This window comes from Streptomyces sp. NPDC088350 (assembly GCF_044753545.1).
Classification (GTDB): Bacteria; Actinomycetota; Actinomycetes; order Streptomycetales; family Streptomycetaceae; genus Streptomyces.
Map to the genome: position 1 here is coordinate 23,216 of NZ_JBIVNL010000012.1, position 24,599 is coordinate 47,814.

The following is a 24,599-nucleotide window of genomic DNA, read 5'->3' on the forward strand; positions in this document are numbered from 1 at the left end:
CCGGAGTGTCGCGACAGTTCGGCCTCGGCTGCTGTGCATCGTGTTTCACGTGAAACGTCGCTCACTGCTACACGGCATCATCAGTCGCGGCCGCGCCGCGGCCGGACCCCGCGACCGGAAGCCTCTCGGATCACTCGGAGAGGGCACGGAGTTGTCCACAGAGGTGGAATTCTCCACAGAACAACAGGCCTCACTGGTTCACGACCCTGAAGACATGGGAGGCTCTGTTCATTGCGAGCCTGAAGTCGAGGAGAGTGAATCCTTGCGGTCCGACGCCAACATCGCGGGACCGATGACCGATCCGGTCCCCGGTCCCCGTACCGAGTCGATGGGGGAGGATGTTTCACGTGAAACACCGCCCCCTATGGACGACACTCCCATCGGTCGTGCTGCCCAACTGGCGGTGGAAGCCCTAGGTCGTGCCGGCGAGGGCCTGCCGCGGCCCGAGCAGACCCGAATCATGGTCGTCGCCAACCAGAAGGGCGGGGTGGGCAAGACGACGACGACCGTCAATCTTGCCGCTTCGCTGGCACTGCACGGTGCCCGTGTTCTGGTGGTCGACCTCGACCCACAGGGCAACGCGTCCACGGCACTGGGGATTGACCACCACGCGGAAGTTCCTTCTATCTACGACGTGTTGGTCGACAGCAGACCTCTCTCGGAGGTCGTGCAGCCGGTTCTTGATGTCGAAGGTCTCTTCTGCGCCCCTGCCACCATCGATCTGGCCGGTGCGGAGATCGAGCTCGTGTCCCTGGTGGCACGAGAGAGCAGACTGCAGCGGGCGATTCAGGCCTACGAGCAGCCGCTGGACTACATCCTCATCGACTGTCCGCCCTCGCTCGGCCTGCTGACGGTCAATGCGTTGGTCGCCGGTGCGGAGGTCCTCATCCCGATCCAGTGCGAGTACTACGCACTGGAAGGCCTCGGACAACTGCTCCGCAACGTCGACCTGGTGCGGGGGCACCTCAACCCCAACCTCCATGTGTCGACCATCCTGCTCACCATGTACGACGGCCGGACGCGTCTCGCGTCCCAGGTCGCGGACGAGGTGCGCAGCCACTTCGGCGACGAGGTGCTGCGGACGAGCATTCCCCGCTCTGTTCGTATCTCCGAGGCGCCGAGTTACGGGCAGACGGTACTGACCTACGATCCCGGATCGAGCGGTGCCCTCTCCTACTTTGAAGCAGCAAGGGAAATCGCGCTGAAGGGTGTGGGCGTCAGCTACGACGCACCGCATGCGCATATCGGCGCTCAGAGCGACCAGAGCATGGTGGAGGGCATCCAGTGAGCGAGCGACGGAGGGGTTTGGGCCGTGGGCTCGGCGCACTGATCCCCGCAGCCCCGACAGGGGAGAAGACAGCGGCTCCGGCCGTACTGGGGGGCGGCGCTGCTTCCGTGTCCCCCACGGTTGTTCCGGTCATCACCGGCGACCGAGGGGTGGCAGCGGCGAAGGTCACCACGCTGCCGCCGGTCTCCTATGAAACAGAGGACTCGTCGACGTACGGCGCTCCGGAGATGCCGGCACCTCCCGTCGGTGCCTTCTTCGCCGAGTTGCCCCTCGACGACATCACGCCGAACTCGCGCCAGCCGCGTGAGGTGTTCGACGAGGACGCGCTGCAGGAGCTCGTCACCTCCATCAAGGAGGTCGGCCTCCTCCAGCCCGTCGTCGTACGCCAGATCGGCCCGACGAGCTACGAGCTCATCATGGGCGAGCGGCGCTGGCGGGCCTGCCGTGAGGCGGGACTTGAGGCGATCCCGGCGATCGTGCGGGCCACGGACGACGAGAAGCTTCTCCTGGACGCTCTCCTGGAGAACCTGCACCGCGCCCAGCTGAACCCGCTCGAAGAGGCGGCTGCCTACGACCAGTTGCTCAAGGACTTCAACTGCACGCACGACCAGTTGGCGGACCGCATCGGTCGTTCCCGCCCGCAGGTCTCCAACACCCTGCGTCTGCTGAAGCTCTCGCCGTCGGTCCAGCGCCGGGTCGCCGCCGGAGTACTCTCCGCCGGTCACGCCCGGGCATTGCTCTCCGTCGACGACTCGGAGGAGCAGGACCGGCTGGCTCACCGGATCGTGGCCGAGGGACTCTCGGTACGGGCCGTCGAAGAGATCGTGACCCTCATGGGTTCACGGCCCCAGACGGCTCAGCGTTCCAAGGGTCCGCGGGCTGGCGCCCTGGTCTCCCCGGCGCTGAGCGACCTCGCCACCCGTCTCTCGGATCGGTTCGAGACCCGGGTGAAGGTCGACCTGGGCCAGAAGAAGGGCAAGATCACTGTCGAGTTCGCCTCGATGGAGGACCTTGAGCGGATCCTCGGCTCGCTGGCCCCGGGCGAGGGACCGGTCCTGCAGCGGAGCCTGCTGGACGACGACTCGGAGGACGAGGCCTGAGTCGTCCGGCTACGGCATGGGTTGGGTTCGTCCGACCCGCAGAGCGGGCCGTGTCCGGTGTGTACCGGAACACGGCCCGCTCTTTGCTTTCTGTCGGTATCGATGAAATCGCATCATGGATACGATGCGTTCGGGTATGGCGCATCCACCTGGCAGCACCTCTTAGGGGAGGCGGGGGCCATGCGAACGGTGAGCCGCACCGGACTGGTGAGCGCGGGTCTGGGCCTGGGGGCGGTCGGCGGGTTCGTCGGCAGTCTGCTCAGGGAACGCAGCGCTCTGACTGCCGCCCGCGACGCTGCGGGCGAGGGAAGCGAGGATCAGCCTTCATGGGGCGTCGGCTCGTACCGCTCACGCTGGACAACCTCCCGGACATTCCCCAGCGCTGTAGGTCGTGCGTCTTCTGGGAGCTGGACCCCGTCAGCGGACAGGCCGCGCTAAAGGCAGGCACGTCGTCACTGGAGAAGGAAGCCTGGATCTCCTCCGTCCTGCTGGACTGGGGCTCCTGCGGCCGGGTCGTCTACGTCGATGACGTACCAGTGGGCTTCGTCCTCTACGCGCCGCCTGCCTACGTCCCCCGGTCCACGGCGTTTCCCACGAGTCCGGTGTCGCCGGACGCCGTGCAGCTGATGACGGCGTTCATCATGCCGGGCTACCAGGGGCAGGGACTGGGCCGGGTCATGGTCCAGACGGTTGCCAAGGATCTGTTGCGACGGGGCTTCAAGGCGATCGAGGCCTTCGGCGATGCCCGCTCGAAAGAGGCCGCCTGCGTCCTGCCTGCCGATCATCTGCTCGCCGTGGGCTTCAAGACGGTCCGGCTGCATCCCACCTATCCACGGCTGCGGCTGGAGCTGCGTACGGCGCTCTCCTGGAAGGAAGACGTGGAGCTGGCGCTCGACCGGCTGCTGGGGGCCGTACAGAAGGAACCAGCGCTGCGACCGCTCTAGGCCTGCTTCAAAGCGAAAGGCTGCTTCAAAGCGAATGGGCCGACTCCGGGGAGTCGGCCCATTCGTGTTTCACGTGAAACATCACTCGGCGATGAAGTCCTCAAGGTCGCGAACGATCGCGGCCTTCGGCTTGGCACCAACGATGGTCTTGGCGACCTCGCCACCCTGGTACACGTTCAGGGTCGGGATGGACATGACGCCGTACTTGGCGGCAGTACCCGGGTTCTCGTCGATGTTGAGCTTGACGATCTCGATCTTGTCGCCGTACTCGGCGGCGATGGCCTCGAGGGACGGAGCGATCTGGCGGCACGGACCGCACCAGGAGGCCCAGAAGTCCACCAGGACGGGCTTGTCGCTCTTGAGGACGTCCTCGTCGAAGGAATCGTCGGTCACATTCTTCAGAGTGCCGGCCACGGCGGGCTCCTTAACTTATTCGTGCGGTGGGGCGGATGGGGGTCAGACGGTGGTCTTCGCGGGCTCTGCCTTCTCCTCGTCCGCGAGGGCGGCGAGGAAACGTTCGGCGTCCAGAGCGGCGGAGCAGCCGGTGCCTGCGGCGGTGATCGCCTGGCGGTAGGTGTGGTCGACCACGTCACCGGCGCCGAAGACACCGGTCAGGTTGGTCCGGGTCGAGGGCGCCTCAACCTTCAGGTAGCCCTCGCCGTCCAGCTCCAGCTGGCCCTTGAAGAGCTCCGTGCGAGGGTCGTGGCCGATCGCGATGAACAGACCCGTCACCGCGAGGTCCGAGAGTTCCCCGGTCTTCAGGTTGCGCAGCTTGAGGCCGGCGAGCTTCGGGTCGCCCTCGATCTCGGCGATCTCGCTGTCCCAGACGAACTTGATCTTCGGGTCGGCGAAGGCGCGCTCCTGCATCGCCTTGGAGGCACGCAGGCTGTCCCGGCGGTGGACGATCGTCACGGACTTGGCGAAGCGGGAGAGGAAGGTCGCCTCCTCCATCGCCGTGTCGCCACCCCCGATGACGGCGATGTCCTGGTCCTTGAAGAAGAATCCGTCACAGGTGGCACACCAGGAGACACCCCGGCCGGACAGCGCGTCCTCGTTCGGCAGGCCCAACTTGCGGTGCTGCGAGCCCGTGGTGACGATGACGGCCTTCGCCCGGTGCACGGTGCCCGAGGTGTCCGTGACGGTCTTGATCTCACCGGTCAGGTCGACGGAGACCACGTCGTCGGGGATCAGCTCGGCGCCGAAGCGCTCGGCCTGGGCGCGCATGTTATCCATGAGCTCGGGGCCCATGATGCCGTCCTGGAAGCCAGGGAAGTTCTCGACCTCGGTGGTGTTCATCAGCGCGCCACCGGCGGTGACGGCGCCTTCGAACACCAGCGGCTTCAGCGACGCGCGCGCGGTGTAGAGCGCCGCCGTGTAGCCGGCGGGCCCGGAGCCGATGATGATCACGTTTCGGACGTCGCTCACGGCTTGGTTCCTCGTCTCTGGACTGCGTCAGTACGACCGGCGGGAGCCCCTTTCAGAGCTTCCACCCCACCCAACGGATCCTACGGGGCCCGCATTCCCACTGTGTCCGGGCACACGAAGACGGCACGCCGTAGTGAGATACCACGCCGACCGAAGAGAGGACCGGAGACAAGACGTCCGCAGTCAGGAACGCGGGTACGACCGGGTCAGAAGGACCTTGCCAGGGGTGGACGTCTGGCGGCTCGTGCATGCCCCGTCGACGACGTAAGCCGTGACCCGGCTGTTGTCCGAAGCGTCGGGCAGCACCACGAGATAGGCGGCCTTCCCGTCGTAGGTCCCTTGCTTGGAACCGAGGACGTCCTCATTGCCGCGGTCGATGCCTTGGCGGACGCAGTCCGGGATGCCGTCGGAAGGCTTGATGAGGGTCTGGGGAGTCTTGGTGGAGGACTTCCCGGTGCCCGGGTCGGTTTCGGCCTTCCAGGGCTTCTCGCCGCCAGTGGCGCCCTGGCTCGTGGCCGTTTTGGTGGAGAGCAGCTCCGAGACCTGGCTCTCCAACTTCCCCTTGGAGAAGGTGTCCGCGGAACTGGTGGGGTTCCCCTGAGCCGTGTCGGACGACTTGTGGTCGCCCAGCGACTGGATGAAGAGAGAGCCGGCTCCCAGAACGGCCGCGGTGAACACGGCTCCCAGCACGATCCTCCCGCGACGTCCGCCGCGATTCCGCTCTTTGCGTCCGGGGCCGGTCGCCGCGTGCGCACGTCCCGACGGGCGGTCCGACGGAGGCGATGTTTCACGTGAAACATGCGTCTCGGTGCCCTCGCGGTCCTCACCCGACGTGGCCCGGTACGCACTCACCAACGTCGGCGTGGACAGGGACTCGGGGGCGTCGGCACCCAGCAGGGCTTCCGCGGCGAGGGCGGTGTCGATACGGCTCGCGATCTCGGCGGGCATGCGCGGTGGGCCTGGAAGTGCGCCCAGCAGTCCCCGGATCTCCTCCAGGGAGTCATGGACGTCCGCACAGAGTTCGCACTCGTCCAGATGCCGTTGTACCTCCGCGGTCCTGGACGGCGGGAGAAGGCCCTCGGTGAGGTCGGAGATCTCCGCGACGTCCGGGTGCCCGGTCGTGTCTGTCGTGGATGTCACGCTCGCCCACCTCCGCCCTTCACAGCAGCTGAATCGCTCGGCCCTGCATCCTCGGGGCCCGAGTCGCGGGGTCCCGCTGCCGGTGGGACGGATGTCCCCTGCGCCCGGTTCCGTCCTGCGTCCGGTTCGTTGCCGTCACCGGCTCTTTCCGGCCGTAGATGGGTGAGCAGCGGAAGCAGTCTGGCTCTTCCGCGGGCACAGCGGCTCTTCACCGTGCCGGTCGGCACGTCGAGCATGCGGGCGGCCTCTGCGACGGGGTAGCCCTGCATGTCCACGAGGACGAGGGCGGCGCGCTGGTCGGGCGGGAGGGTGCCCAGGGCTTCCAGCAGTTGGCGGTGCAGGTCGTTGCGTTCGGCGGGAGCCGAGGCCGACTCGTGCGGCTCCAGGAGCTGTTCCAGGCGCTCGGTGTCGTCGACCGGAGACGTCTTCCTGGACGCCGCCTTGCGGGCGCGGTCCAGGCAGGCGTTCACGGTGATCCGGTGCAGCCAGGTCGTGACGGCCGACTGGCCGCGGAAGGTGTGGGCGGCCCGGTAGGCGGAGACGAGGGCGTCCTGGACCGCGTCAGCGGCCTCCTCGCGGTCGCCCAGCGTGCGCAGGGCCACGGCCCAGAGCCGGTCCCGGTGTCGCCGTACGAGTTCGCCGAAGGCCTCCGGGTCGCCTTCAACATGGCGGGCGAGCAGATCCTGATCGCTCGTCCCGTCGTATCCGGCGCCTTCCGCCATCGGACCCCCTCCCCCTCCGGTGAGACGTCAGCCCGTGAACTTCACGTCGGTGATGGCCTGCTTGTAGCCGGCGTTGCTGTACTGGTCCCGGTCCGCGTGCGGCAGAGCGGTGAGCCAGACAAGAACGTACCGGCTCTTCACGTGCTTGGTGACCTTCACCGTCGCACTGGTCCCGGTCGTCGTGACGGTGCCGATCTGCGTCATGGAGTCCAGCGAGGAGGGCGACAGCGAGTCGGCCGCGTAGAGCTTCACCGTCGTGTGATCGCCGCTGTAGTAGAGCCCTATGGTCGCCGTGGAGACATCCTGGGCCGAACCGAGGTCGTAGACGATGCCCACGCCCGGCTTGTAGGGCGCGAGCACCGGGCCCCCTATGAAGCTCGAGGTCCTCCAGTATGTCGACGAGTCGCCGTCGTAGGTCTTGTCGACGTCGCCCGGATGCTGGGCGTCGCCCTTCGCCACGAACTCCTGGGCGTCTTGGATCGTGAGCGTCTTGACCGGCTTGGTCTTGTCGCCGCTCTTGTCGTTCCCGTCCGTCGTCTGCGTCTGCTTCGTGTCGTCGGACTTGTTGCCCTGCTCCATGAGAGCGTCCGCGAGCTGCCAACTGCCCAGGCCCAGCGCGGCGATCAGCAGCGCGGACACGGCCCACTTGAGGGCCTTGCCGGTGCGGCTCTGCAGGGGGGCCGGCGGGGTCGGCACGGCCTGGGTGGCGCCGGGGCGCGGTGCGGGGCGGCCGTACGTGCCCTGCTGGTACGTCGTGCGCTGGTACTCGGGCGGTGCGGTGAACGCGGGCTCCGGCGGGCGGATGCGGGGCATCTCGCCGATCGCCTTCACCAGCTCCTCCGGCGTGGTGCATGCGGCTTCGTGCCGGGAGGCCGTGGCGCCGTCGTTGGCGAGCGCACGCATGGCGAGCTCCGACAGGCCGCGGTGGACACCTGCGCGCACCTGGTCGGGGGCGATGAGACCGACGCCCTTGGGCAGCCCGGACAGGCCGTAGGCGTCGTCCTCGTACGGCCAGCGCTGGGTGAGTGCCGCGTACAGCAGGGCGCCGATCGCCTCCGTGTCCGTGCGCTGCGGAGTGTCCGAACTGATGCCGCGCAGCGCGGCGTTGACGGCCAGACCGCGGATGCGCCACTGGCCGGACGAGGTGCGCAGCACGGCGTTCGGGTTCAGGCGCAGATGGGCGAGGCCTTCGCGGTGCGCTGCGGCCATGGCTGAGGCGATCTGACTGACCATCTGGTAGGCGTCGTGCACCTCCAGCGGGCCGGGGGCCAGAAGAGCCGTCAGTTCCGTGGCGTCGGGCAGCCATTCGTGGACGACGTAGACGAGGTCGTTCTCCTCCACGGCGTCCAGGACCTGGACGAAGCGGGGATCACCCAGCAGCGCCGAGGAACGGGCCGCGGCCAGCACGGAACGGGCCCGCGCATGGTCCGCGGGCAGGATGTGGACGCCGACGGCACGGCGGAGTTTCTCGTCCACCGCACGCCAACTGCTGAAGCCGTCCAGACGGGTGACGCACTCTTCGAGTCGATAGCGTCTGGCGAGCTTGTGACCGCTGTGCAGTTCGGGAGGTGAGGCCTTCTCGGTTTCCTCGATCCCGCCGCTCCCCTGTGCCTCTTCGCTCTCCGTGTCCCGCTCCGGGTTCTGGGCCACCCCGTCGGCCGTGGACTGGTCCGCCTTGGCGGTCAGCGGCTCGTCGCCGCTGTTGTCTGCCACGTCGACGGCAGCCGTGCTCCGTTCCGCCACCGTCGCTCCTGCCTCCCCATCCGTTGCACGCTGTCCGACGCCGAAACCAATTGTGCCCACAGTCTGCCGCTATGCACGACACACAGCGGCGGACGATGGTTGTGCGTGTGCCCCCGCCTCAGCGCCCCAAGCGCCCGCGCACCATGCCGACGAGGGAGTTGAGCTCCTCGATGCGCATGCGGCGGGCGGCGACGTAGAAGATTCCGAGCAGTACGGCACCGCCCACCAGAAGCGCGGCGAACGAGCCGACGACCCCCTGGCCGAGCGTATGTCCGATCCCGTAGCAGGCCGCACCACTGAGCAGCGCGGCCGGCACGGAGGCGATACAGAGCCGAGCGTACGTCCGCAGCACGCGAGCGCCGTCCAGGTCGCCGTTCAGCCGCTTGCGCAGCCGGTTCCAGGCGACGCCGACGCCGATCGCGTACGCGAGGCCGTACGAGGCGGCCATGCCGACCACGGCCCAGCGGGCCGGGAGCACGAAGTAGCAGGCCACTGAGGCGCCGGCGTTGACGGCGGCCACGATGACCGTGTTGTAGAAGGGAGTTCGGGTGTCCTCGTACGCGTAGAAGGCGCGCAGGACGACGTACTGCACCGAGTACGGGATCAGGCCGAGGGCGAAGGCCATCAGCATGAAGCCCATGTTGGTGGCTGAACCGATGCCCGAGGAGCCGAAGATCAGGGTGCACATCGGGATACCCAGGGCGAGGAGCCCGAAGGCGATGGGCACGATCGCGACGGCGGTCGTCCGCAGGCCCTGGGAGATGTCGTCGCGGACGGCTCCGCTGTCGCCTTCGGCGGCCGAGCGCGAGATACGAGGCAGCAGGGCGGCCATCAGGGAGACGGTGATGATCGCCTGCGGCAGACCCCAGATCAGCTGGGCGTTGGCGTAGGCGGCGAAGCCGGTGCCGTCGACGGGCGAGGACTTGCCCGCGGCGGTGGACAGCTGGGACACGACGATGGCGCCGGCCTGGTTCGCGAGGACGAACAGGACGGTCCACTTGGCGAGCGTCGCGGCCTTGCCGAGGCCGTGGCCCCGCCAGTCGAAGCGCAACCGAAGCCGGAAACCGGTCTCCCGCAGATACGGGATCATCGCGAGCGACTGGACGACCAGGCCGAGCAGCACACCGATGCCGAGCAGCCGCTGGCCCTCCGGCGGGATGTTAGTGACCTTCATGCCGGAGTTCGCGGAGGTGCCGTAGACCCAGATGAACATGCCGAGCGTCACGATGATGACGATGTTGTTCAGGACCGGGGTCCACATCATCGCGCCGAACTTGCCGCGCGCGTTCAGGATCTGGCCCATCACGACGTGGACGCCCATGAAGAAGATCGAGGGCAGGAAGTAGCGGACGAAGGTGACGCCCACCTCGTTGGCCGCCGGGTCGCTGGCCACTGGGTCGGACAGCAGGCGGATCAGGAGGGGTGCCGCGAAGACTGCGAGCGCGGTGAGGGTTCCCAGCGCCACCATCACGAGGGTCAGCAGTCGGTTGGCGAATGCCTCACCGCCGTCCTCGTCCTCTTTCATAGCGCGCACGAGCTGCGGCACGAAGACGGAGTTGAGGCCACCGCCGACGGTCAGGATGTAGATCATGGTCGGCAGCTGGTAGGCGACCTGGAATGTGTCACCGAGCAGGCCGACACCCAGCGCCGAGACGATCAGCGCCGAGCGGACGAAGCCTGTCAGACGGGAGACCATCGTGCCCGCCGCCATCACGGCGCTCGACTTCAACAGCCCCGTGGCCCGCCCGCCCTTCGCGGAAGCGGGAGCCGCTGCGGGCGCCGGAGCCGTCGGGGTGAGCTGCATCGTGGCGTCCGACACCGGGGACGGCGCGGTGGGAGCGTGTCCCGAGGGGGGTGCCGGGGACGGGCCGGGGACCGCCGGGGACTCCATCGGCGGGCGTCCGCTGCCCTGGCCCTGGTCCCGGAAGAGATGGGCGAAGGCGTCCGGCTCGTGGTGCTCCTCGCCGGCCCCGGTCACCAGGTCGTCGACGCCCACGAACTGTGTCGTCCGGGCGTCGTCGCCGTACGGCAGGTACTGGGTCGGGCCCTCCGGTTCGGGCGCCGGGGTCTGCGCCCACACGCGGGGGTCGGGGGCGTACGGGGACTGCGGGGGCTGAGCGTAGAGCGGAGGCTGCGGCTGGTACGTGCCCGGAGGCGGCGGAGGGTGCGCGGCGCGGTCGTAGAGCGCCTCGGCGACCGGGTCCTGGGCGGAGAGGTCCTGCGCCCGGTAGGGGTCCTGGTCGTAGGCGTCCTGGAGGTACATGTCCGCGGGGGGCTGCGGCGGCACCTGGCCGTGTTCGGGCGGCGGACTCTCGGGGTAGCCCGAGCCGCCCGCGCCCTGACCGCGGTCACCGTCGTACGGCGCGTTCATGGTTACCCCACCTCATCGTCCCCGGGCCCACCGGCCACGACATCGCTCAACGGTCCACTCTCTCACCCGTGCCGGACGGGTCGGCGCTTTCCGGTGCGGTGTCCGGTGTCGGGTCACTCGGCTGCTCCGGGTCGTCTGCCCGGGACGGAGTGCCGGACTCCTCCTTGAGACGGTCTTGGGGGCCTACGGGGTTCTCGGGGCCGTCGGGTTCTTCGACCGCTCCGTCGTCGGGCCCGTCGGGGCCCTCCTCCTCGGCCTGGCGGGCGACGGCGCGCTTGCGGTGGGTGTACATGCGGAAGCCGGCGAGGACGAGCAGCAGGACACCGCCGCCGATGACCAGCATGACGGTGGCCGTGACCTCGGTGACCTTCACGTCGAAGCTGACGGCCTGTCCGTACTCCTGGCCGTCCTGCGTGTACAGCTGGGCGACCACGGTCACCTTGCCGTTGGCGTTGGCCGACGTCGTGAACTTCACCGACTGGCTGTGGCCGCCGTTGACCGTGACCCGCTGCTCCGTGTAGGCCTTGCCGCCGATCTTGAGTCGGGTGGGGCTCGTCGAGGTGAGGCGCAGGACCAGGTGGTCGACGCCCTGCACCAGGTTGTTCTGCACGGTCACAGGGATCGTGGCGCTGCGGCCCGAGAGCTTGGTCTCGGACTTGTCGATCAGCTTGACCTGGTCGGTGAGGTCGTCGAGATAGCCCAGCACGCTCTGGCGGAAGTTCTCCGCCTCACCCGCCCGGCCGCGCCACGACGTGGACATCTCACGGTTCACGGCCCGCCCGAAGGGGGTCACCACCCGGGACTCGTCGCTGAGGATCACCCGGAAGTTGTCGAGCTTGTCCTGAGTGGTCGCGATCTCCTCGAAGGCCGACTTCGGCAGTTCCTGCTTCCGCAGCGAGGAGGGGTACGCGGAGGACGACGGGACCTTCGTGGTGGCGCTCGGGTCCGGCTTGGCCTTGGCCGCCGCCGCGAGATCCTGCGATTCGGACCAGGTGCTGCCCTGGAGGGTCGTCAGCGCCTCGGCCATCGCCTGGGCCTGGCTCGCGGTGGGCATGCGCTGCGGGGCGACCACGATGCTGCGCTGCTTGTCCGACTGCAGGTCGAGCGCCAGGCTCTGGGCGAGGAACTTCTGCTCGGCGAGCGTGGCGTCCCCGGCCTTCGTCAGGTCCCCCTCGAACGCCGTCGACAGCCGTGCGTCCGCGACCACCGCCGTCGTACCGCCGCCGATCGGGCGAGCGGCGGAGGGCGTGTACGGCAGGCCGCCGGTCTCCTGGAGGCTGTCGCTGCGGGCGATCACCTTGTCGGCGCCGGCCGAGGTGGCGACCTTGATGATCGACGGGTCCACGGCGCCGCTCACCGGCCAGGCGAAGTCCGTGTTCGGCGTCACGTGGAGCACCGTCTCCACGGTGGTGGCGGCGACGTCCGTGGCGTCCTTGAGGTGGCTCAGCGAGCCGGTGACGCTGGTGCCGTTGTGCGCGAGGGACGCCAGGTCGGGGTCGGCGAAGGGGAGGGCGACGACCTCCTTGTCCGCCACCGCCGACTGCAGCTCGGCCAGCCACGCCTTGGCGACCGCCTGGTGGGTCCCCGTCGTCGTGGTGTCGCCGTCTCCCTGGATCTTGTAGCTGCGGGTCATCGCGTCCACGGAGGCCAGCAGGTCCGGGTCGATCACCCAGGTGACGTCGAGGTCCTTGCCCAGCGACAGCATCTGGTCGAGCCGCCCGCCCGGCGAGATCTCCTTGGCGAGGTCGTCGTTGAGGAAGACCGGCGTCTGCTGTTCGTTGGAACCCGTCTGCGCCGTCATGTGGACGCCGGAGACGAGGGGCCACAGATACGTCGTCTTCGTCTTCGTGTCCGCTTCGCCGGGCTGCCACGGCAGGAACGTCCGCTGGATGCCCAGCACCTGATCCCACGGCTGCGCCGAGGTCTGGCCGGAGAGCGAGACGGCAAGCGGGTACACGCCGTTGTCACCGAGGTCCAGCTTGTCCACCGGTACGGAGAGGGTGAAGGGCTCGGCGACGCCCGGCGTGAGCTTGGCGAACTTCTCGGTGTACTTGTCGCCGACCTCCGAGCCGTCGACGCCCTGGATGTAGTCGGTGCGCTTGGCGACGGTGTCGATCGCCGAGCGGGTGCTCAGCGCCTGCCCCAGGCGCAGACCCACGTGGGCGCCGGTGACCGCCTGCTTGCCGTTGTTCGTCACCGTTCCGGAGATGGTCAGCGTGTCCCCGTCCGTGGGGACGCTGGGGCTGAACGTGTCCACGGAGACCGACACCGTCTGAGAGCCGGAGACGGCCTGCGCGGACGTCTGCTCGGCCGCACCTGCGGGCGCGACGGCGGACAGCTGGAGGAGGCCGGCCAGCAGAGGCGCCCCGGCGAGCAGTGCGCCGGTGCGCCGCAGCCACTGGCGGGCAGGTGAGGGACACGTCCCCTGGAAGTCTGCCGCCTCGGCCACGCGCTCGCCCGTCCTCGTCATCGTCAGTGGTCGTCGCAATGTGCGTCCACGCATGGTAACGATGCGCGCTGAGGGGAAGTGCCGCGGACTGCTCCACAAGATCGGAGAACAGCGCCGGACCGTCCCGTATGTGCCCGTATAAAAGGGAGCACTCATGTACGTCCTAAGGGCAGTGCTTGTGCGGGTACTGAGGGATATATCCGTGCATGTTTAATGGAGGCGCTCGCGGTGGCCCGGGCCACGTACCCTTTTCTGTTGTGCCGAACGCCAACGAAGACAGCCCCAGTGCCCTGAGCCAGGTGCAGCACCGCGCGGTGAGTGAACTGCTGCGGGTGGCTCCCGTCGCCGACGACCTCGCCCGCCGTTTCCAGGAGGCCGGGTTCTCCCTCGCCCTGGTCGGCGGCTCGGTTCGGGACGCGTTGCTCGCCCGGCTCGGCAATGACCTGGACTTCACGACGGACGCGCGGCCCGAGGACGTACTGAAGATCGTCCGGCCGTGGGCGGACGCCGTGTGGGAGGTCGGGATCGCCTTCGGCACGGTGGGGGCGCAGAAGGACGGCTACCTGATCGAGGTGACCACGTACCGCTCGGAGGCGTACGACCGGACCTCGCGCAAGCCCGAGGTGTCGTATGGCGACTCCATTGAGGAGGACCTCGTCCGGCGTGACTTCACGGTGAACGCGATGGCTGTCGCGCTACCGGAGAAGGAGTTCATCGACCCGCACGGCGGCCTCGATGACCTGGCGGCTCGCGTGCTGCGGACCCCGGGTACCCCCGAGGCGTCCTTCTCGGACGACCCCCTGCGGATGATGCGGGCGGCGCGATTCGCCGCGCAGCTCGACTTCGAGGTGGCTCCCGAGGTCGTCACGGCGATGACGGAGATGTCCGGGCGGATCGAGATCGTCTCGGCCGAGCGGGTCCGGGACGAGCTGAACAAGCTGATCCTCTCCGCGAACCCACGCAAGGGGCTGACTCTGCTGGTCGACACCGGACTCGCCGACCATGTTCTGCCCGAGCTTCCCGCCCTCCGTCTGGAGAGCGACGAGCACCACCGGCACAAGGACGTCTACGAACACACGCTGATCGTTCTGGAGCAGGCGATGGAACTGGAGGGGAACGGTCCCGACCTCACCCTCCGCCTGGCCGCACTGCTGCACGACATCGGCAAGCCCCGCACCCGCCGCTTCGAGAAGGACGGCCGGGTTTCCTTCCACCATCACGAGGTGGTCGGCGCGAAGATGACCAAGAAGCGCATGCTGGAGCTCAAGTACTCCAACGACCTGGTGAAGGACGTCTCCCGTCTCGTCGAACTCCACCTGCGTTTCCATGGCTACGGCACCGGCGAGTGGACCGACTCGGCCGTCCGCCGGTACGTCCGTGACGGCGGCCCGCTCCTCGACCGCCTCCACAAGCTGACCCGTTCGGACTGCACCACACGGAACAAGCGCAGGGCTGCCGCCCTGTCCCGTGCGTACGACGGTCTGGAAGACCGCATCGCCCAGCTCCAGGAGCAGGAGGAGTTGGACTCGATCCGCCCCGACCTCGACGGCAACCAGATCATGGAGATCCTGGGAGTCACGCCCGGGCCGGCCATCGGCCGGGCATACAAGTTCCTGCTGGAACTGCGGCTGGAGAACGGGCCGATGGAGCATGACGTGGCCGTGGCAGCGCTCAAGGAGTGGTGGGCTTCGGAGGGCTGAGATTCAGAGACGGAGCGATGTTTCACGTGAAACATCGCTCCGGACAGTGCGAGGGGCGGTGTTTCACGTGAAACACCGCCCCTCGTCGCAACTGCCTTACTTCGAGTAGTCCTTCAGGCAGAGCAGGAAGTTACTGCCGTCGCCGCTCTCGGTGTACGAGTACTGGAAGTCCTTGGCGGCCGTCGCGCACTTGCTGTCGGCTTCGCTCTCGGAATACTTTCCGCTGATCTTGGCCAACACCACGTACTGAGCCTTCGAGTCACTGCACTTCACGACCTCGAGGTCCGGGTTGGTGTCGCTGGTGCTGCCGCGGTGCATGCAGTCGCCGACCTTTGCGGTGTTGGCGTCATCCTGGCTCGATATGTAGCTGAAGATGGCCGCGCCGGCAGCGATCAGGATGATGACGACGAGCCGGATCATCTTGAAGCTGAACCTACGCCTCGGCTGCGGCGGGACCGGAGCGTACGGGGCCGCGCCCTGAGGCGGGAACCCGGGCTGGCCGGGCTGCTGCGGGTAGCCGCCCTGGGGCGGATACGGCGCCTGACCCTGAGGCGGATACGGCGCCTGCTGGGCCTGGGGCGGGTACGGAGCCGGTGTCTGCGGCGGGCCGTAGGGCTGCTGCCCCTGCGCGTATGGGTTCGGGCTCTGAGGCGGCGGAGTGGTCACTTGGGGTCCCCCTGGAACTTGGGCGCATGGCGCGGTAGGGCACGCGACATGGTGCGAAGTAAGACGCACGTAAGTTACCGGCCCTCACTGACACTCCTGTGAGCCAGGGGGACTCCGTGTCAGTGATGTGACACTTTTCGGCCCTCAAAGTGGGCCATAGCCGCAGCAACTGTTCCGTAGACGACGGCCACCGTGATCACCAGCACCACTGAGCGACCGTCAGGGGGAAGCATCAGCGCGGCCGTCGAGGCCGCGCCGACGAAAGCGACGTTGAACAGCACGTCGTAGACGGAGAAGATCCGGCCGCGGAAGCCGTCGTCGACCGAGAACTGGACGATCGTGTCAGTGGCGATCTTCGCGCCCTGTGTGGTCAGGCCCAGGACGAAGGCCGCGGCCAGCATCGGGGCGGTGGCGAAGGGGAGGCCGAGGGCCGGTTCCAGGATCGCGGCACCCGCGGCGCACACGGCGATCCAGCGGCCGGGGCCGAGCCGTCCCACGGCCCAGGGCGTCACCACGGCCGCCACGAAGAAGCCGGCGCCGGAGACTCCCAACGCCAGCCCCAGCAGGCGCAGTCCGTCGTCCGGGGTCGACGACAGGGCGTATCGGCAGAGCATCAGCAGCAGGACGGTCAGGGCGCCGTAGCAGAACCGCATGAGCGTCATCGCGCCGAGAGCCCAGATCGCCTCGCGGCGCTGCGGTGCGGCGAGATGCCGGACGGCTGCCGTCAGATCCCGGGCGGTGCCGACGAGGGCCGTGGCCAGTCGGGGCGGGGGCAACGCGTGGTCGGGGCCCAGGAGTTCGGGGGCCATGCGCAACGACGTGAGGGCCGCGCACAGATACAGGGCGGCTCCCAGCAGCACCACGGCGGCGTCGGTGTCCGCGACCAGCAGCCGTACGAGGAAGGCGAGGCCGCCGCCCAGGGTCGCCGCCAGTGTTCCGGCGGTGGGGGAAAGGGAGTTGGCGACCACCAGCCGTTCGTCGTCGACCACGCGAGGAAGCGCGGCGGACAGGCCGGCGAGGACGAAGCGGTTGACGGCGGTGACACACAGCGCGGAGACGTAGAAGAGCCAGTCCGGGACGTGACTCACCATCAGGACGGCCGTCAGCGCGGCCAGCAGGGCACGCAGCAGGTTGCCGTAGAGGAAGACCTGGCGGCGGCGCCAGCGGTCCAGGAGGACGCCGGCGAAGGGGCCGATGAGGGAGTACGGGAGGAGCAGGACCGCCATCGCGGAGGCGATCGCGCCGGCCGAGGTCTGTTTCTCCGGGGAGAACACGACGTAGGCGGCGAGTGCGACCTGGTAGACGCCGTCGGCGCCCTGGGAGAGCAGCCGTACGGCGAGCAGGCGCCGGAAGCCCTGGAAGCGCAGGAGGATGCGCAGGTCACGGACGACGGCCATGGGCACAGCCTCACATACGAGGAGGGTCCCCGGGCGGAATGCCCCGGGGACCCTCGACGACCGAACCGGTGACGGGTCCTAGCGCTCGACCTCGCCCTTGATGAACTTCTCGACGTTCGCGTACGCCTCGTCGTCGAAGTACTGGACCGGCGGGGACTTCATGAAGTAGCTCGACGCGGAGAGGATGGGGCCGCCGATGCCGCGGTCCTTGGCGATCTTCGCGGCGCGCAGGGCGTCGATGATGACACCCGCGGAGTTCGGGGAGTCCCAGACCTCGAGCTTGTACTCCAGGTTCAGCGGGACGTCACCGAAGGCACGGCCTTCGAGGCGGACGTAGGCCCACTTGCGGTCGTCGAGCCACTGGACGTAGTCCGACGGGCCGATGTGGACGTTCTTCTCGCCCAGGTCGCGGTCCGGGATCTGCGAGGTGACGGCCTGCGTCTTCGAGATCTTCTTGGACTCCAGACGGTCGCGCTCCAGCATGTTCTTGAAGTCCATGTTGCCGCCGACGTTGAGCTGCATCGTGCGCTCGAGGCGGACCCCCCGGTCCTCGAACAGCTTCGCCATCACACGGTGCGTGATGGTGGCGCCGACCTGCGACTTGATGTCGTCGCCGACGATCGGGACACCGGCCTCGGTGAACTTGTCCGCCCACTCCTTGGTGCCGGCGATGAAGACCGGGAGGGCGTTGACGAAGGCGACCTTGGCGTCGATGGCGCACTGGGCGTAGAACTTCGCCGCGTCCTCGGAGCCGACGGGCAGGTAGCAGATCAGGACGTCGACCTGCTTGTCCTTGAGGATCTGGACCACGTCGACGGGGGTCTCGTCGGACTCCTCGATCGTCATGCGGTAGTACTTGCCCAGGCCGTCCAGGGTGTGGCCGCGCTGGACCGTGACGCCCTTGTTCGGGACGTCGCAGATCTTGATGGTGTTGTTCTCACTGGCACCGATGGCGTCGGAGAGGTCGAGGCCGACCTTCTTCGCGTCGACGTCGAACGCGGCGACGAACTCGACGTCACCGACGTGGTACTCGCCGAACTGGACGTGCATCAGACCGGGCACCTTGGCCGCCGGGTCGGCGTCCTTGTAGTACTCGACGCCCTGTACCAGTGAGGCGGCGCAGTTGCCCACGCCGACGATGGCTACGCGAACCGAACCCATTCCGGTTGCTCCCTGTGTGTGCGAGGTGAGGCCCTGACTGGACCTCATGTGGTGGTTTCGTCGGACGGATCCGGCCCGGGGGTGGCGCCCCCGAGCCGGGGCAGGCCGCCCGACTCCCCAGATGTGCTGTCCTGCTGAGCGGAGCCTCCGGAGGCGGAACCCTTCAGGTCCCGTCCGGCTCGCTCGCTCTCGATGAGCTCGTTCAGCCAGCGCACTTCGCGCTCCACGGACTCCATTCCGTGGCGCTGGAGCTCAAGCGTGTAGTCGTCGAGGCGCTCCCGGGTTCGCGCCAGGGAGGAACGCATCTTGTCCAGACGCTCCTCCAGCCGGCTGCGGCGACCTTCCAGTACCCGCATGCGTACGTCGCGTGACGTCTGCCCGAAGAAGGCGAAACGAGCGGCGAAATGTTCGTCCTCGTACGCGTCGGGCCCCGTCTGCGAGAGCAGCTCCTCGAAGTGCTCCTTACCTTCCGCCGTCAACCGGTAGACGATTTTGGCGCGACGCCCCGCGAGTGAGGCGGTGAGGGCGTCCTCAGGAGTGTTCCCCGGCTCCTCGATCAACCAGCCGTTGGCGACCAGCGTCTTGAGGCAGGGGTAGAGCGTCCCGTAGCTGAACGCACGGAACACACCCAGTGACGTATTGAGTCGTTTGCGCAGCTCATAGCCGTGCATCGGGGATTCGCGGAGCAGGCCGAGGATGGCGAACTCGAGGATGCCGGAACGTCGGCTCATCGTCGCCTCCTCCCTGTCCGCGGTCCGGCCGTAACGGCCTTTATGCCGAGCTGATGTATCGACTCGATACATCCAGACGATAGAACGGCCTTCCGGATGCGACAAGTGGGGAGATGGTGAGCGGCGTCACATCACTGATTCGTTGGAATCAAGTTGCCTGATTTGGGGTGAACTTCGGGGCTAAGCAGGTTTTGACGGTGCGTAGTCTGTGCGGCATGCACACCACCGGGAACCAAGTGACGCGTGGGGGCGTCATCTGCCCCGGTGCGGTACGGGTGAATGCAGAAGCGACCACATCCGTACTTCGGGGGGACCGGAAACCAGCCGCCGTTTCCAGGCGCGCACGGATGCGCCTGCCCGAGGAGTAATCGTTCGATGAGCGAGCACCGTCGCAAACCGCCGCAGCCGCAGGGAGGCGGACGTGCCGCGGACCGACGCGGCCAGTCCGGACCGACCTCCGGCCGCCGCGCGGCACCGCGAGGCGCCACCACCGGGTCTCCCTCCGACTTCTATGGGTCGAACCCCGCTGAGTCGGGGGGTGAACAGCGCCAGTACGGCAGCCGCGCCGAAGCACGTCGGGCTGCCCAGAGAGGCGGCGGCCGTCGCAGAGAGCCCGCCGGTCAAGGCCCCGGCGGCCCGAACGGGCCCGGCCGGGGCAGAGGACGCGCTCCCGCGCCCGGCAAGAAGCGGTTCATCGACTATCCGCGCTTCGACAAGTACGGATGGCGTCGCTGGATGCCCTCCTGGAAGCTTGTCTCCGGCCTGTGCCTGTTCTTCTTCGGCAGCCTGGTGGCCGCGGTCGGCGTCGGGTACGCGATGGTCCAGGTACCCAGCGAGAACATCGCGGCTAAGTCGCAGAACAACGTCTACTACTGGGCCAACGGCGACCAGATGGTCGCCACGGGCACCGGGGCGAACCGTCAGAACATCACCATCGACCAGATCCCCCAGGCCATGCAGTGGTCGGTGATCTCGGCCGAGAACAAGAGCTTCTACTCGGACTCGGGCGTCGACCCCATGGGCATCGCCCGAGCCCTGGCCAACATGGCCCGGGGCGGCCAGACGCAGGGTGGCTCGACGATCACTCAGCAGTTCGTCAAGAACACCTACCTGAGCCAGGATCAGACGATCACCCGTAAGTTCAAGGAGATGTTCATCTCCATCAAGGTGGGCACGAAGTTCAGCAAGCAGCAGATCTTGCAGGGCTACCTGAACACCTCGTACTACGGCCGCGGCGCCTACGGCATACAGGCCGCCGCGCAGACCTACTACGGCGTGAACGCGGTGGATCTCAAGCCGTCGCAGTGCGCCTTCCTCGCGGCACTGCTGAAGGGTCCGACGTACTACGACCCGATCGGCGCCACGAACATCGACCCCGCCGCGGACGCCAAGTCCAACACCGCTCGGTCCAAGGCTCGTTGGAGCTGGATCCTCGAGCAGATGCACAACGACAAGCACATCACGGACGCCGAGTACCAGGACGCCATCAAGAAGTACCCCGAGCCCCAGGGCCTGAAGGCGACCAAGGGCATGACCGGGCAGATCAGTTACCTGGTCGACACGGCCAAGAAGTACGTCCTGAACCACTCGGACATCTCGCAGACCGAGTTCGACCAGGGCGGCTTCCAGATCTACACGACCTTCGACAAGTCGAATGTCAACGAACTCGCCGCGGCCGTGAAGAAGGTCCAGAAGGAGCGCATCGACCCGAAGAAGCGCAGTCTGGACAAGTACGTCCAGTTCGGCGCGGCGTCGGTGAGGCCCAAGGACGGAGCGATCGTCGCCCTCTACGGAGGTGACGGTTACGAGAACGGCCACTTCACCAACAACGCCGACACCTCGGGTGTCCCCGTGGGTTCGACCTGGAAGCCGTTCGTGCTCGCCGCGGCCATGGAGTACGGCACGTACAAGACGGACGGCGTCGGTATCTCGCCGCTCAGCAAGTACAACGGAGACGACCATCTCAAGGTCAGAAACCAGGACGGCTCGTACGTCCTGAACAAGGACAACTCGATCTTCTACCAGAACAACGAGAGTGCCCACGCCTGGGGTTACATCTCGCTGCGCAAGGCGATGGAGCAGTCCATCAACACGCCGTTCGTGCAGCTGGGAATGGATGTGGGGAACTCGAAGGTGCGGGACGTGGCCAAGGCGTCCGGGATACTGGACGACAGTTTCGCCACGCTGAACGCGTCCTTCGCCATCGGTACCTCTACCCCCAGCGCGATCCGGATGGCCGACGCCTACGCGACGTTCGCCGCCTCGGGCAAGCAGGCGGACCCTTACTCGGTGGTCTCCGTCAAGCACGACGGACAGCCTGTGTCCGGCTTCACCAAGCCGACGGTGAAGCAGGCGATGCCGGAGAACGTGGCGAACAACGTCACGGACACCCTGGAGAACGTCATCCAGAACGGTACGGCCGAGAACGCGAAGGCTCTGGGCCGTGCGGCGGCCGGCAAGACCGGTACCACCGACAGCAACAAGTCGGCCTGGTTCGTCGGTTACACCCAGCAGCTCTCGACGTCGATCGCGATGTTCAGGGAGAACCCCAAGGACGCCGAACTGCTCTCCATGAACGGCACGGCGGGTGTGGCGTCCATCCACGGTGGTGACATTCCGACGTCGATCTGGACCGAGTACATGGAGGCCGCGCTGAAGGGGAAGTCCGACCTGGGCTTCCCGGACGCGACCAAGATCGACAAGGTGTCGAACGAAGACGGCGCTCCGTCTCCCACCCCGTCGGTCATCGTGACGCCGAGCGAGACGCCCAGTGCCACGCCCAGCGTGACACCGAGCGTGACACCGAGCGTGACACCTTCGCCGACCGATTCCTGCCAGTTCAGCTTGCAGTGCAGCGACAACGGGGGTACGGACGGAGGTACGACGTCCTCGCCAACGGTCTCGGCCACTACTTCGGAATCCACCGGCACCAATAGAGGCAATACCAATGGGGGCATCTTCGGAGGTGCAACCGGTTAGCCGTCATATCGCCCGTCAGGGGTGTTTCACGTGAAACATGGGCCGTCGCATCCACCAGGTGCGGCGGCCCTCGGCGTACTCCTAGGTGCGTACGGCAGGATGTGGCCCATGCCCAGTGCAGAACTGACGCCTACGAGCGTGGACGAGCCGGATCCAGTACGGCCGACCAGGAGTGATCAGGTCGCCGCCGCCGGAAGTGAACTGATCGGTGGCCCCATCGGCCGGCGTGCTCTCCTCGGGACGTCCTGGTGGACTCCCGTACGGGTCGTCGCGCTCGTGGCGATCGGCATCTTCGCCCTCGGCCTGGTCCAGAAGGCGCCCTGCTACAACAGCGGGTGGTTCTTCGGCGCCAGCTCGCAGTACACGCACGCGTGCTACTCGGACATCCCGCACCTCTACCAGGGGCGCGGCTTCGCCGACGGGCTCGTGCCGTACTTCGACAAACTCCCCGGCGACATGCAGTACCTCGAATACCCGGTGCTGACCGGTGTGTTCATGGAGGTGGCCGCCTGGCTCACACCGGGCAGCGGCACCATCCAGCACCAGGAACAGTGGTACTGGATGGTCAACGCCGGAATGCTGATGGTGTGCGCGGCCGTCATCGTCGTCTGCGTCAGCCGCACGCACGCCCGCCGCCCCTGGGACGGACTGCTGGTCGCTCTGGCGCCCGCCTTCGCGCTGACCGCCACCATCAACTGGGACCTGCTGGCGGTCGCTCTGACGGCCGCGGCGATGCTGATGTGGTCTCGGGGCCGTTCCCTCGCGTTCGGCGTCCTGTTGGGCCTTGCCACGGCCGCGAAGCTGTATCCTGTCTTCCTTCTCGGCCCGTTGTTCCTGCTGTGCTGGCGCGCGGGCAAGTGGCGGGACTTCGGGAGGGCGTTCGGAGGAACTGTCGTCGCCTGGCTGGCGGTGAACCTGCCGGTGATGCTCTTCGCCTTCGACGGCTGGTCGAAGTTCTACACGTTCAGCCAGGAACGGGGCGTCGACTTCGGGTCGTTCTGGCTGATCCTGGCCCAGAACTCCAGCGACCCGCTCAGCACCGACACCGTCAACACGTTCGCCACTCTGCTGATGCTGCTGTGCTGCGGAGGCATCGCGGCGCTCACGCTGAGCGCTCCACGCCGGCCGCGCTTCGCCCAACTGGCCTTCCTGATCGTCGCGGCGTTCATCGTGACCAACAAGGTCTACTCGCCGCAGTACGTGCTGTGGCTGGTGCCTCTGGCCGTGCTGGCCCGGCCGAAGTGGCGGGACTTCCTGATCTGGCAGGCGTGCGAGGTGGCGTACTTCCTGGGGATTTGGATGTACCTCGCGTACACGACCAGCGGAGACGCGCACAAGGGCCTGCCGACCGAGGGCTACTGGTGGGCCATCGGCCTGCACATCCTGGGCACGCTCTACCTGTGCGCCGTAATCGTGCGGGACATCCTCATGCCGGAGCGGGACGTGGTGCGCCTGGCGGGCGACGACGATCCCTCGGGCGGTGTCCTTGACCGTGCGGAGGACGTGTTCGTGTTCGGGGCGGCGGCCCATCCCGGACGGCATGCGGCCCCCTTCGACGGACCGCAGGTGGAGTGGGGCACCGAGGGACCGACAGACGGTTCGCTCTGAGCGAACAGGGCGCGGAGAGGTCACGCGAAAGGCCGTATACGGAAGCTTCCGTATACGGCCTTTCAGCTGTTTCGGAGGGACTCAGCGGTCCACGATGCGGTCGAACTGCGTGGTGGTGTGCCGCAGATGGGCCACCAGTTCCTCGCCGACCTTCGGTTCGGCCGCTTCCGCCGGCACGAACAGGATCGAGACCTGCATGTGCGGGGGCTCGGCGAACCAGCGCTGCTTGCCGTCCCAGACGAACGGGGAGAGGTTCCGGTTGACCGTGGCGAGGCCGGCGCGGGCGACGCCCTTGGCGCGCGGCATGACGCCGTGCAGCGCCTTGGGGGCCTCCAGGCCCACTCCGTGCGACGTACCGCCCGCCACGACCACCAGATAGCCGTCGGAGGCCGCCTTCTGCTGCCGGTAGCCGAAGCGGTCGCCCTTGGAGACCCGGGTGACGTCCAGGACCGCCCCGCGGTACTCCGTGGCCTCGTGGTCCCCCAGCCACAGCCGGGTGCCGATCCGCGCCCGGAAACGGGTCTGCGGGAACTGCTGCTGCAGCCGGGCGAGTTCCTCGGCCTTGAGGTGGCTGACGAACATCGTGTGCAACGGCAGCCGGGCGGCACGCAGCCGGTCCATCCAGCCGATGACCTCCTCGACGGCGTCCGAGCCGTCGGTGCGGTCCAGCGGGAGGTGGATGGCGAAGCCCTCCAGACGGACGTTCTCTATGGCGGAGTGCAGCTGCGGCAGCTCCTGCTCGCTGACGCCGTGACGCTTCATCGAGGACATCACCTCGATGACCACACGGGCGCCCACGAGGCCGTACACGCCGTCGATGGACGACACCGAGCGGATCACCCGGTCCGGCAGCGGAACGGGCTCCTCACCGCGGCGGTACGGCGTCAGCACCAGCAGGTCACCGCCGAACCAGTCCTTGATCCGGGCGGCCTCGTACGTCGTGCCGACGGCGAGGACGTCCGCGCCGAGACGCGTCGCCTCCTCCGCCAGCCGCTCGTGCCCGAAGCCGTAGCCGTTGCCCTTGCAGACGGGGACGAGCCCGGGGAACTGCTCGGCGACGTGCTTGTGATGCGCCCGCCAGCGCGCGGTGTCGACGTAGAGCGTGAGCGCCATGGCCGGACCTGGAACCTTTCGGGTGGCTGCGGTGTGAGGGAGATGTGCGAGCGATCGACGTT

Annotated in this window: 18 protein-coding genes; 6 read left to right on the forward strand and 12 right to left on the reverse strand. The window is 67.7% G+C overall.

The window, feature by feature from the left end; genetic code table 11:
• The first annotated feature begins 214 nt into the window (after nucleotides 1–214).
• The 3 genes from ACIQBL_RS36030 (at nucleotide 215) to ACIQBL_RS36040 (ending at nucleotide 3,332) form a co-directional block, all read left to right on the forward strand.
• Nucleotides 215–1,288 (forward strand): ParA family protein, encoded by a 1,074-nt coding sequence (locus ACIQBL_RS36030; protein ID WP_078652772.1) that lies wholly within the window; start codon nucleotides 215–217, stop codon nucleotides 1,286–1,288.
• The gene (locus tag ACIQBL_RS36035) at nucleotides 1,285–2,388 is read left to right on the forward strand and encodes a ParB/RepB/Spo0J family partition protein (RefSeq protein ID WP_401949689.1); all 1,104 of its coding nucleotides are present in this window, start codon (nucleotides 1,285–1,287) and stop codon (nucleotides 2,386–2,388) included. Before ACIQBL_RS36030 ends, ACIQBL_RS36035 begins: the two co-directional genes overlap by 4 nt.
• A 326-nt stretch (nucleotides 2,389–2,714) precedes the next feature.
• A complete protein-coding gene (locus ACIQBL_RS36040; protein ID WP_401949691.1) occupies nucleotides 2,715–3,332 on the forward strand; it encodes a GNAT family N-acetyltransferase in 618 nt (205 codons plus the stop codon).
• A gap of 81 nt (nucleotides 3,333–3,413) precedes the next feature.
• On the opposite strand, the gene trxA is transcribed toward ACIQBL_RS36040, so the two are convergent.
• From trxA to ACIQBL_RS36075, 7 genes are all read right to left on the reverse strand, one after another.
• Nucleotides 3,414–3,746, reverse strand: a complete 333-nt coding sequence (gene trxA / locus ACIQBL_RS36045) for a thioredoxin (RefSeq protein ID WP_401949694.1) — start codon at nucleotides 3,744–3,746, stop codon at nucleotides 3,414–3,416.
• Between the two features lie 42 nt (nucleotides 3,747–3,788).
• On the reverse strand, nucleotides 3,789–4,757 hold the full coding sequence (gene trxB, locus ACIQBL_RS36050) for a thioredoxin-disulfide reductase (RefSeq protein ID WP_401949697.1): 969 nt from the start codon (nucleotides 4,755–4,757) through the stop codon (nucleotides 3,789–3,791).
• Between the two features lie 183 nt (nucleotides 4,758–4,940).
• Entirely contained in the window at nucleotides 4,941–5,897 is a 957-nt protein-coding gene (locus tag ACIQBL_RS36055) for an anti-sigma factor family protein (RefSeq protein ID WP_401949700.1), read from the reverse strand.
• Nucleotides 5,894–6,619: an RNA polymerase sigma factor SigM gene (gene sigM, locus ACIQBL_RS36060; protein ID WP_401949703.1), complete on the reverse strand. Its 726-nt coding sequence runs from the start codon at nucleotides 6,617–6,619 to the stop codon at nucleotides 5,894–5,896. Before sigM ends, ACIQBL_RS36055 begins: the two co-directional genes overlap by 4 nt.
• A 27-nt stretch (nucleotides 6,620–6,646) precedes the next feature.
• Nucleotides 6,647–8,362 (reverse strand): serine/threonine protein kinase, encoded by a 1,716-nt coding sequence (locus ACIQBL_RS36065; protein WP_401949706.1) that lies wholly within the window; start codon nucleotides 8,360–8,362, stop codon nucleotides 6,647–6,649.
• Nucleotides 8,363–8,480: 118 nt separating this feature from the next.
• A complete protein-coding gene (murJ, locus tag ACIQBL_RS36070) occupies nucleotides 8,481–10,733 on the reverse strand; it encodes a murein biosynthesis integral membrane protein MurJ (RefSeq protein WP_401949709.1) in 2,253 nt (750 codons plus the stop codon).
• A gap of 46 nt (nucleotides 10,734–10,779) precedes the next feature.
• The gene (locus ACIQBL_RS36075; protein WP_401949712.1) at nucleotides 10,780–13,182 is read right to left on the reverse strand and encodes a DUF6049 family protein; all 2,403 of its coding nucleotides are present in this window, start codon (nucleotides 13,180–13,182) and stop codon (nucleotides 10,780–10,782) included.
• 257 nt (nucleotides 13,183–13,439) lie between these two features.
• Between ACIQBL_RS36075 and ACIQBL_RS36080 the strand changes: the two genes are divergently transcribed.
• Nucleotides 13,440–14,882: a CCA tRNA nucleotidyltransferase gene (locus ACIQBL_RS36080; protein ID WP_401949715.1), complete on the forward strand. Its 1,443-nt coding sequence runs from the start codon at nucleotides 13,440–13,442 to the stop codon at nucleotides 14,880–14,882.
• A 96-nt stretch (nucleotides 14,883–14,978) separates the two neighbouring features.
• On the opposite strand, the gene ACIQBL_RS36085 is transcribed toward ACIQBL_RS36080, so the two are convergent.
• From ACIQBL_RS36085 to ACIQBL_RS36100, 4 genes are all read right to left on the reverse strand, one after another.
• A complete protein-coding gene (locus ACIQBL_RS36085) occupies nucleotides 14,979–15,548 on the reverse strand; it encodes a hypothetical protein (protein ID WP_401949718.1) in 570 nt (189 codons plus the stop codon).
• Nucleotides 15,549–15,667: 119 nt separating this feature from the next.
• Nucleotides 15,668–16,945: an MFS transporter gene (locus ACIQBL_RS36090; RefSeq protein WP_401949721.1), complete on the reverse strand. Its 1,278-nt coding sequence runs from the start codon at nucleotides 16,943–16,945 to the stop codon at nucleotides 15,668–15,670.
• Nucleotides 16,946–17,023: 78 nt separating this feature from the next.
• Nucleotides 17,024–18,106 carry an inositol-3-phosphate synthase gene (locus ACIQBL_RS36095; RefSeq protein ID WP_019055136.1) on the reverse strand — a complete coding sequence of 361 codons (1,083 nt, stop codon included), beginning with the start codon at nucleotides 18,104–18,106 and terminating at the stop codon, nucleotides 17,024–17,026.
• A 44-nt stretch (nucleotides 18,107–18,150) separates the two neighbouring features.
• Nucleotides 18,151–18,837, reverse strand: coding sequence for a PadR family transcriptional regulator (locus tag ACIQBL_RS36100; RefSeq protein WP_401949725.1), 687 nt, complete (start codon nucleotides 18,835–18,837; stop codon nucleotides 18,151–18,153).
• Nucleotides 18,838–19,572: 735 nt separating this feature from the next.
• On the opposite strand from ACIQBL_RS36100, the gene ACIQBL_RS36105 reads away from it, so the two are divergent.
• Together ACIQBL_RS36105 and ACIQBL_RS36110 are read left to right on the forward strand one after the other, a co-directional pair.
• Entirely contained in the window at nucleotides 19,573–21,816 is a 2,244-nt protein-coding gene (locus ACIQBL_RS36105; RefSeq protein WP_401949728.1) for a transglycosylase domain-containing protein, read from the forward strand.
• Nucleotides 21,817–21,924: 108 nt separating this feature from the next.
• Complete coding sequence (locus ACIQBL_RS36110; protein WP_401949731.1) at nucleotides 21,925–23,424, forward strand: glycosyltransferase family 87 protein; 1,500 nt, start codon at nucleotides 21,925–21,927, stop codon at nucleotides 23,422–23,424.
• 81 nt (nucleotides 23,425–23,505) lie between these two features.
• Here the strand turns inward: ACIQBL_RS36110 and ACIQBL_RS36115 are convergent, their stop codons facing one another.
• Nucleotides 23,506–24,537, reverse strand: coding sequence for an alanine racemase (locus tag ACIQBL_RS36115; RefSeq protein ID WP_043676063.1), 1,032 nt, complete (start codon nucleotides 24,535–24,537; stop codon nucleotides 23,506–23,508).
• Between the last annotated feature and the right edge of the window lie 62 nt (nucleotides 24,538–24,599).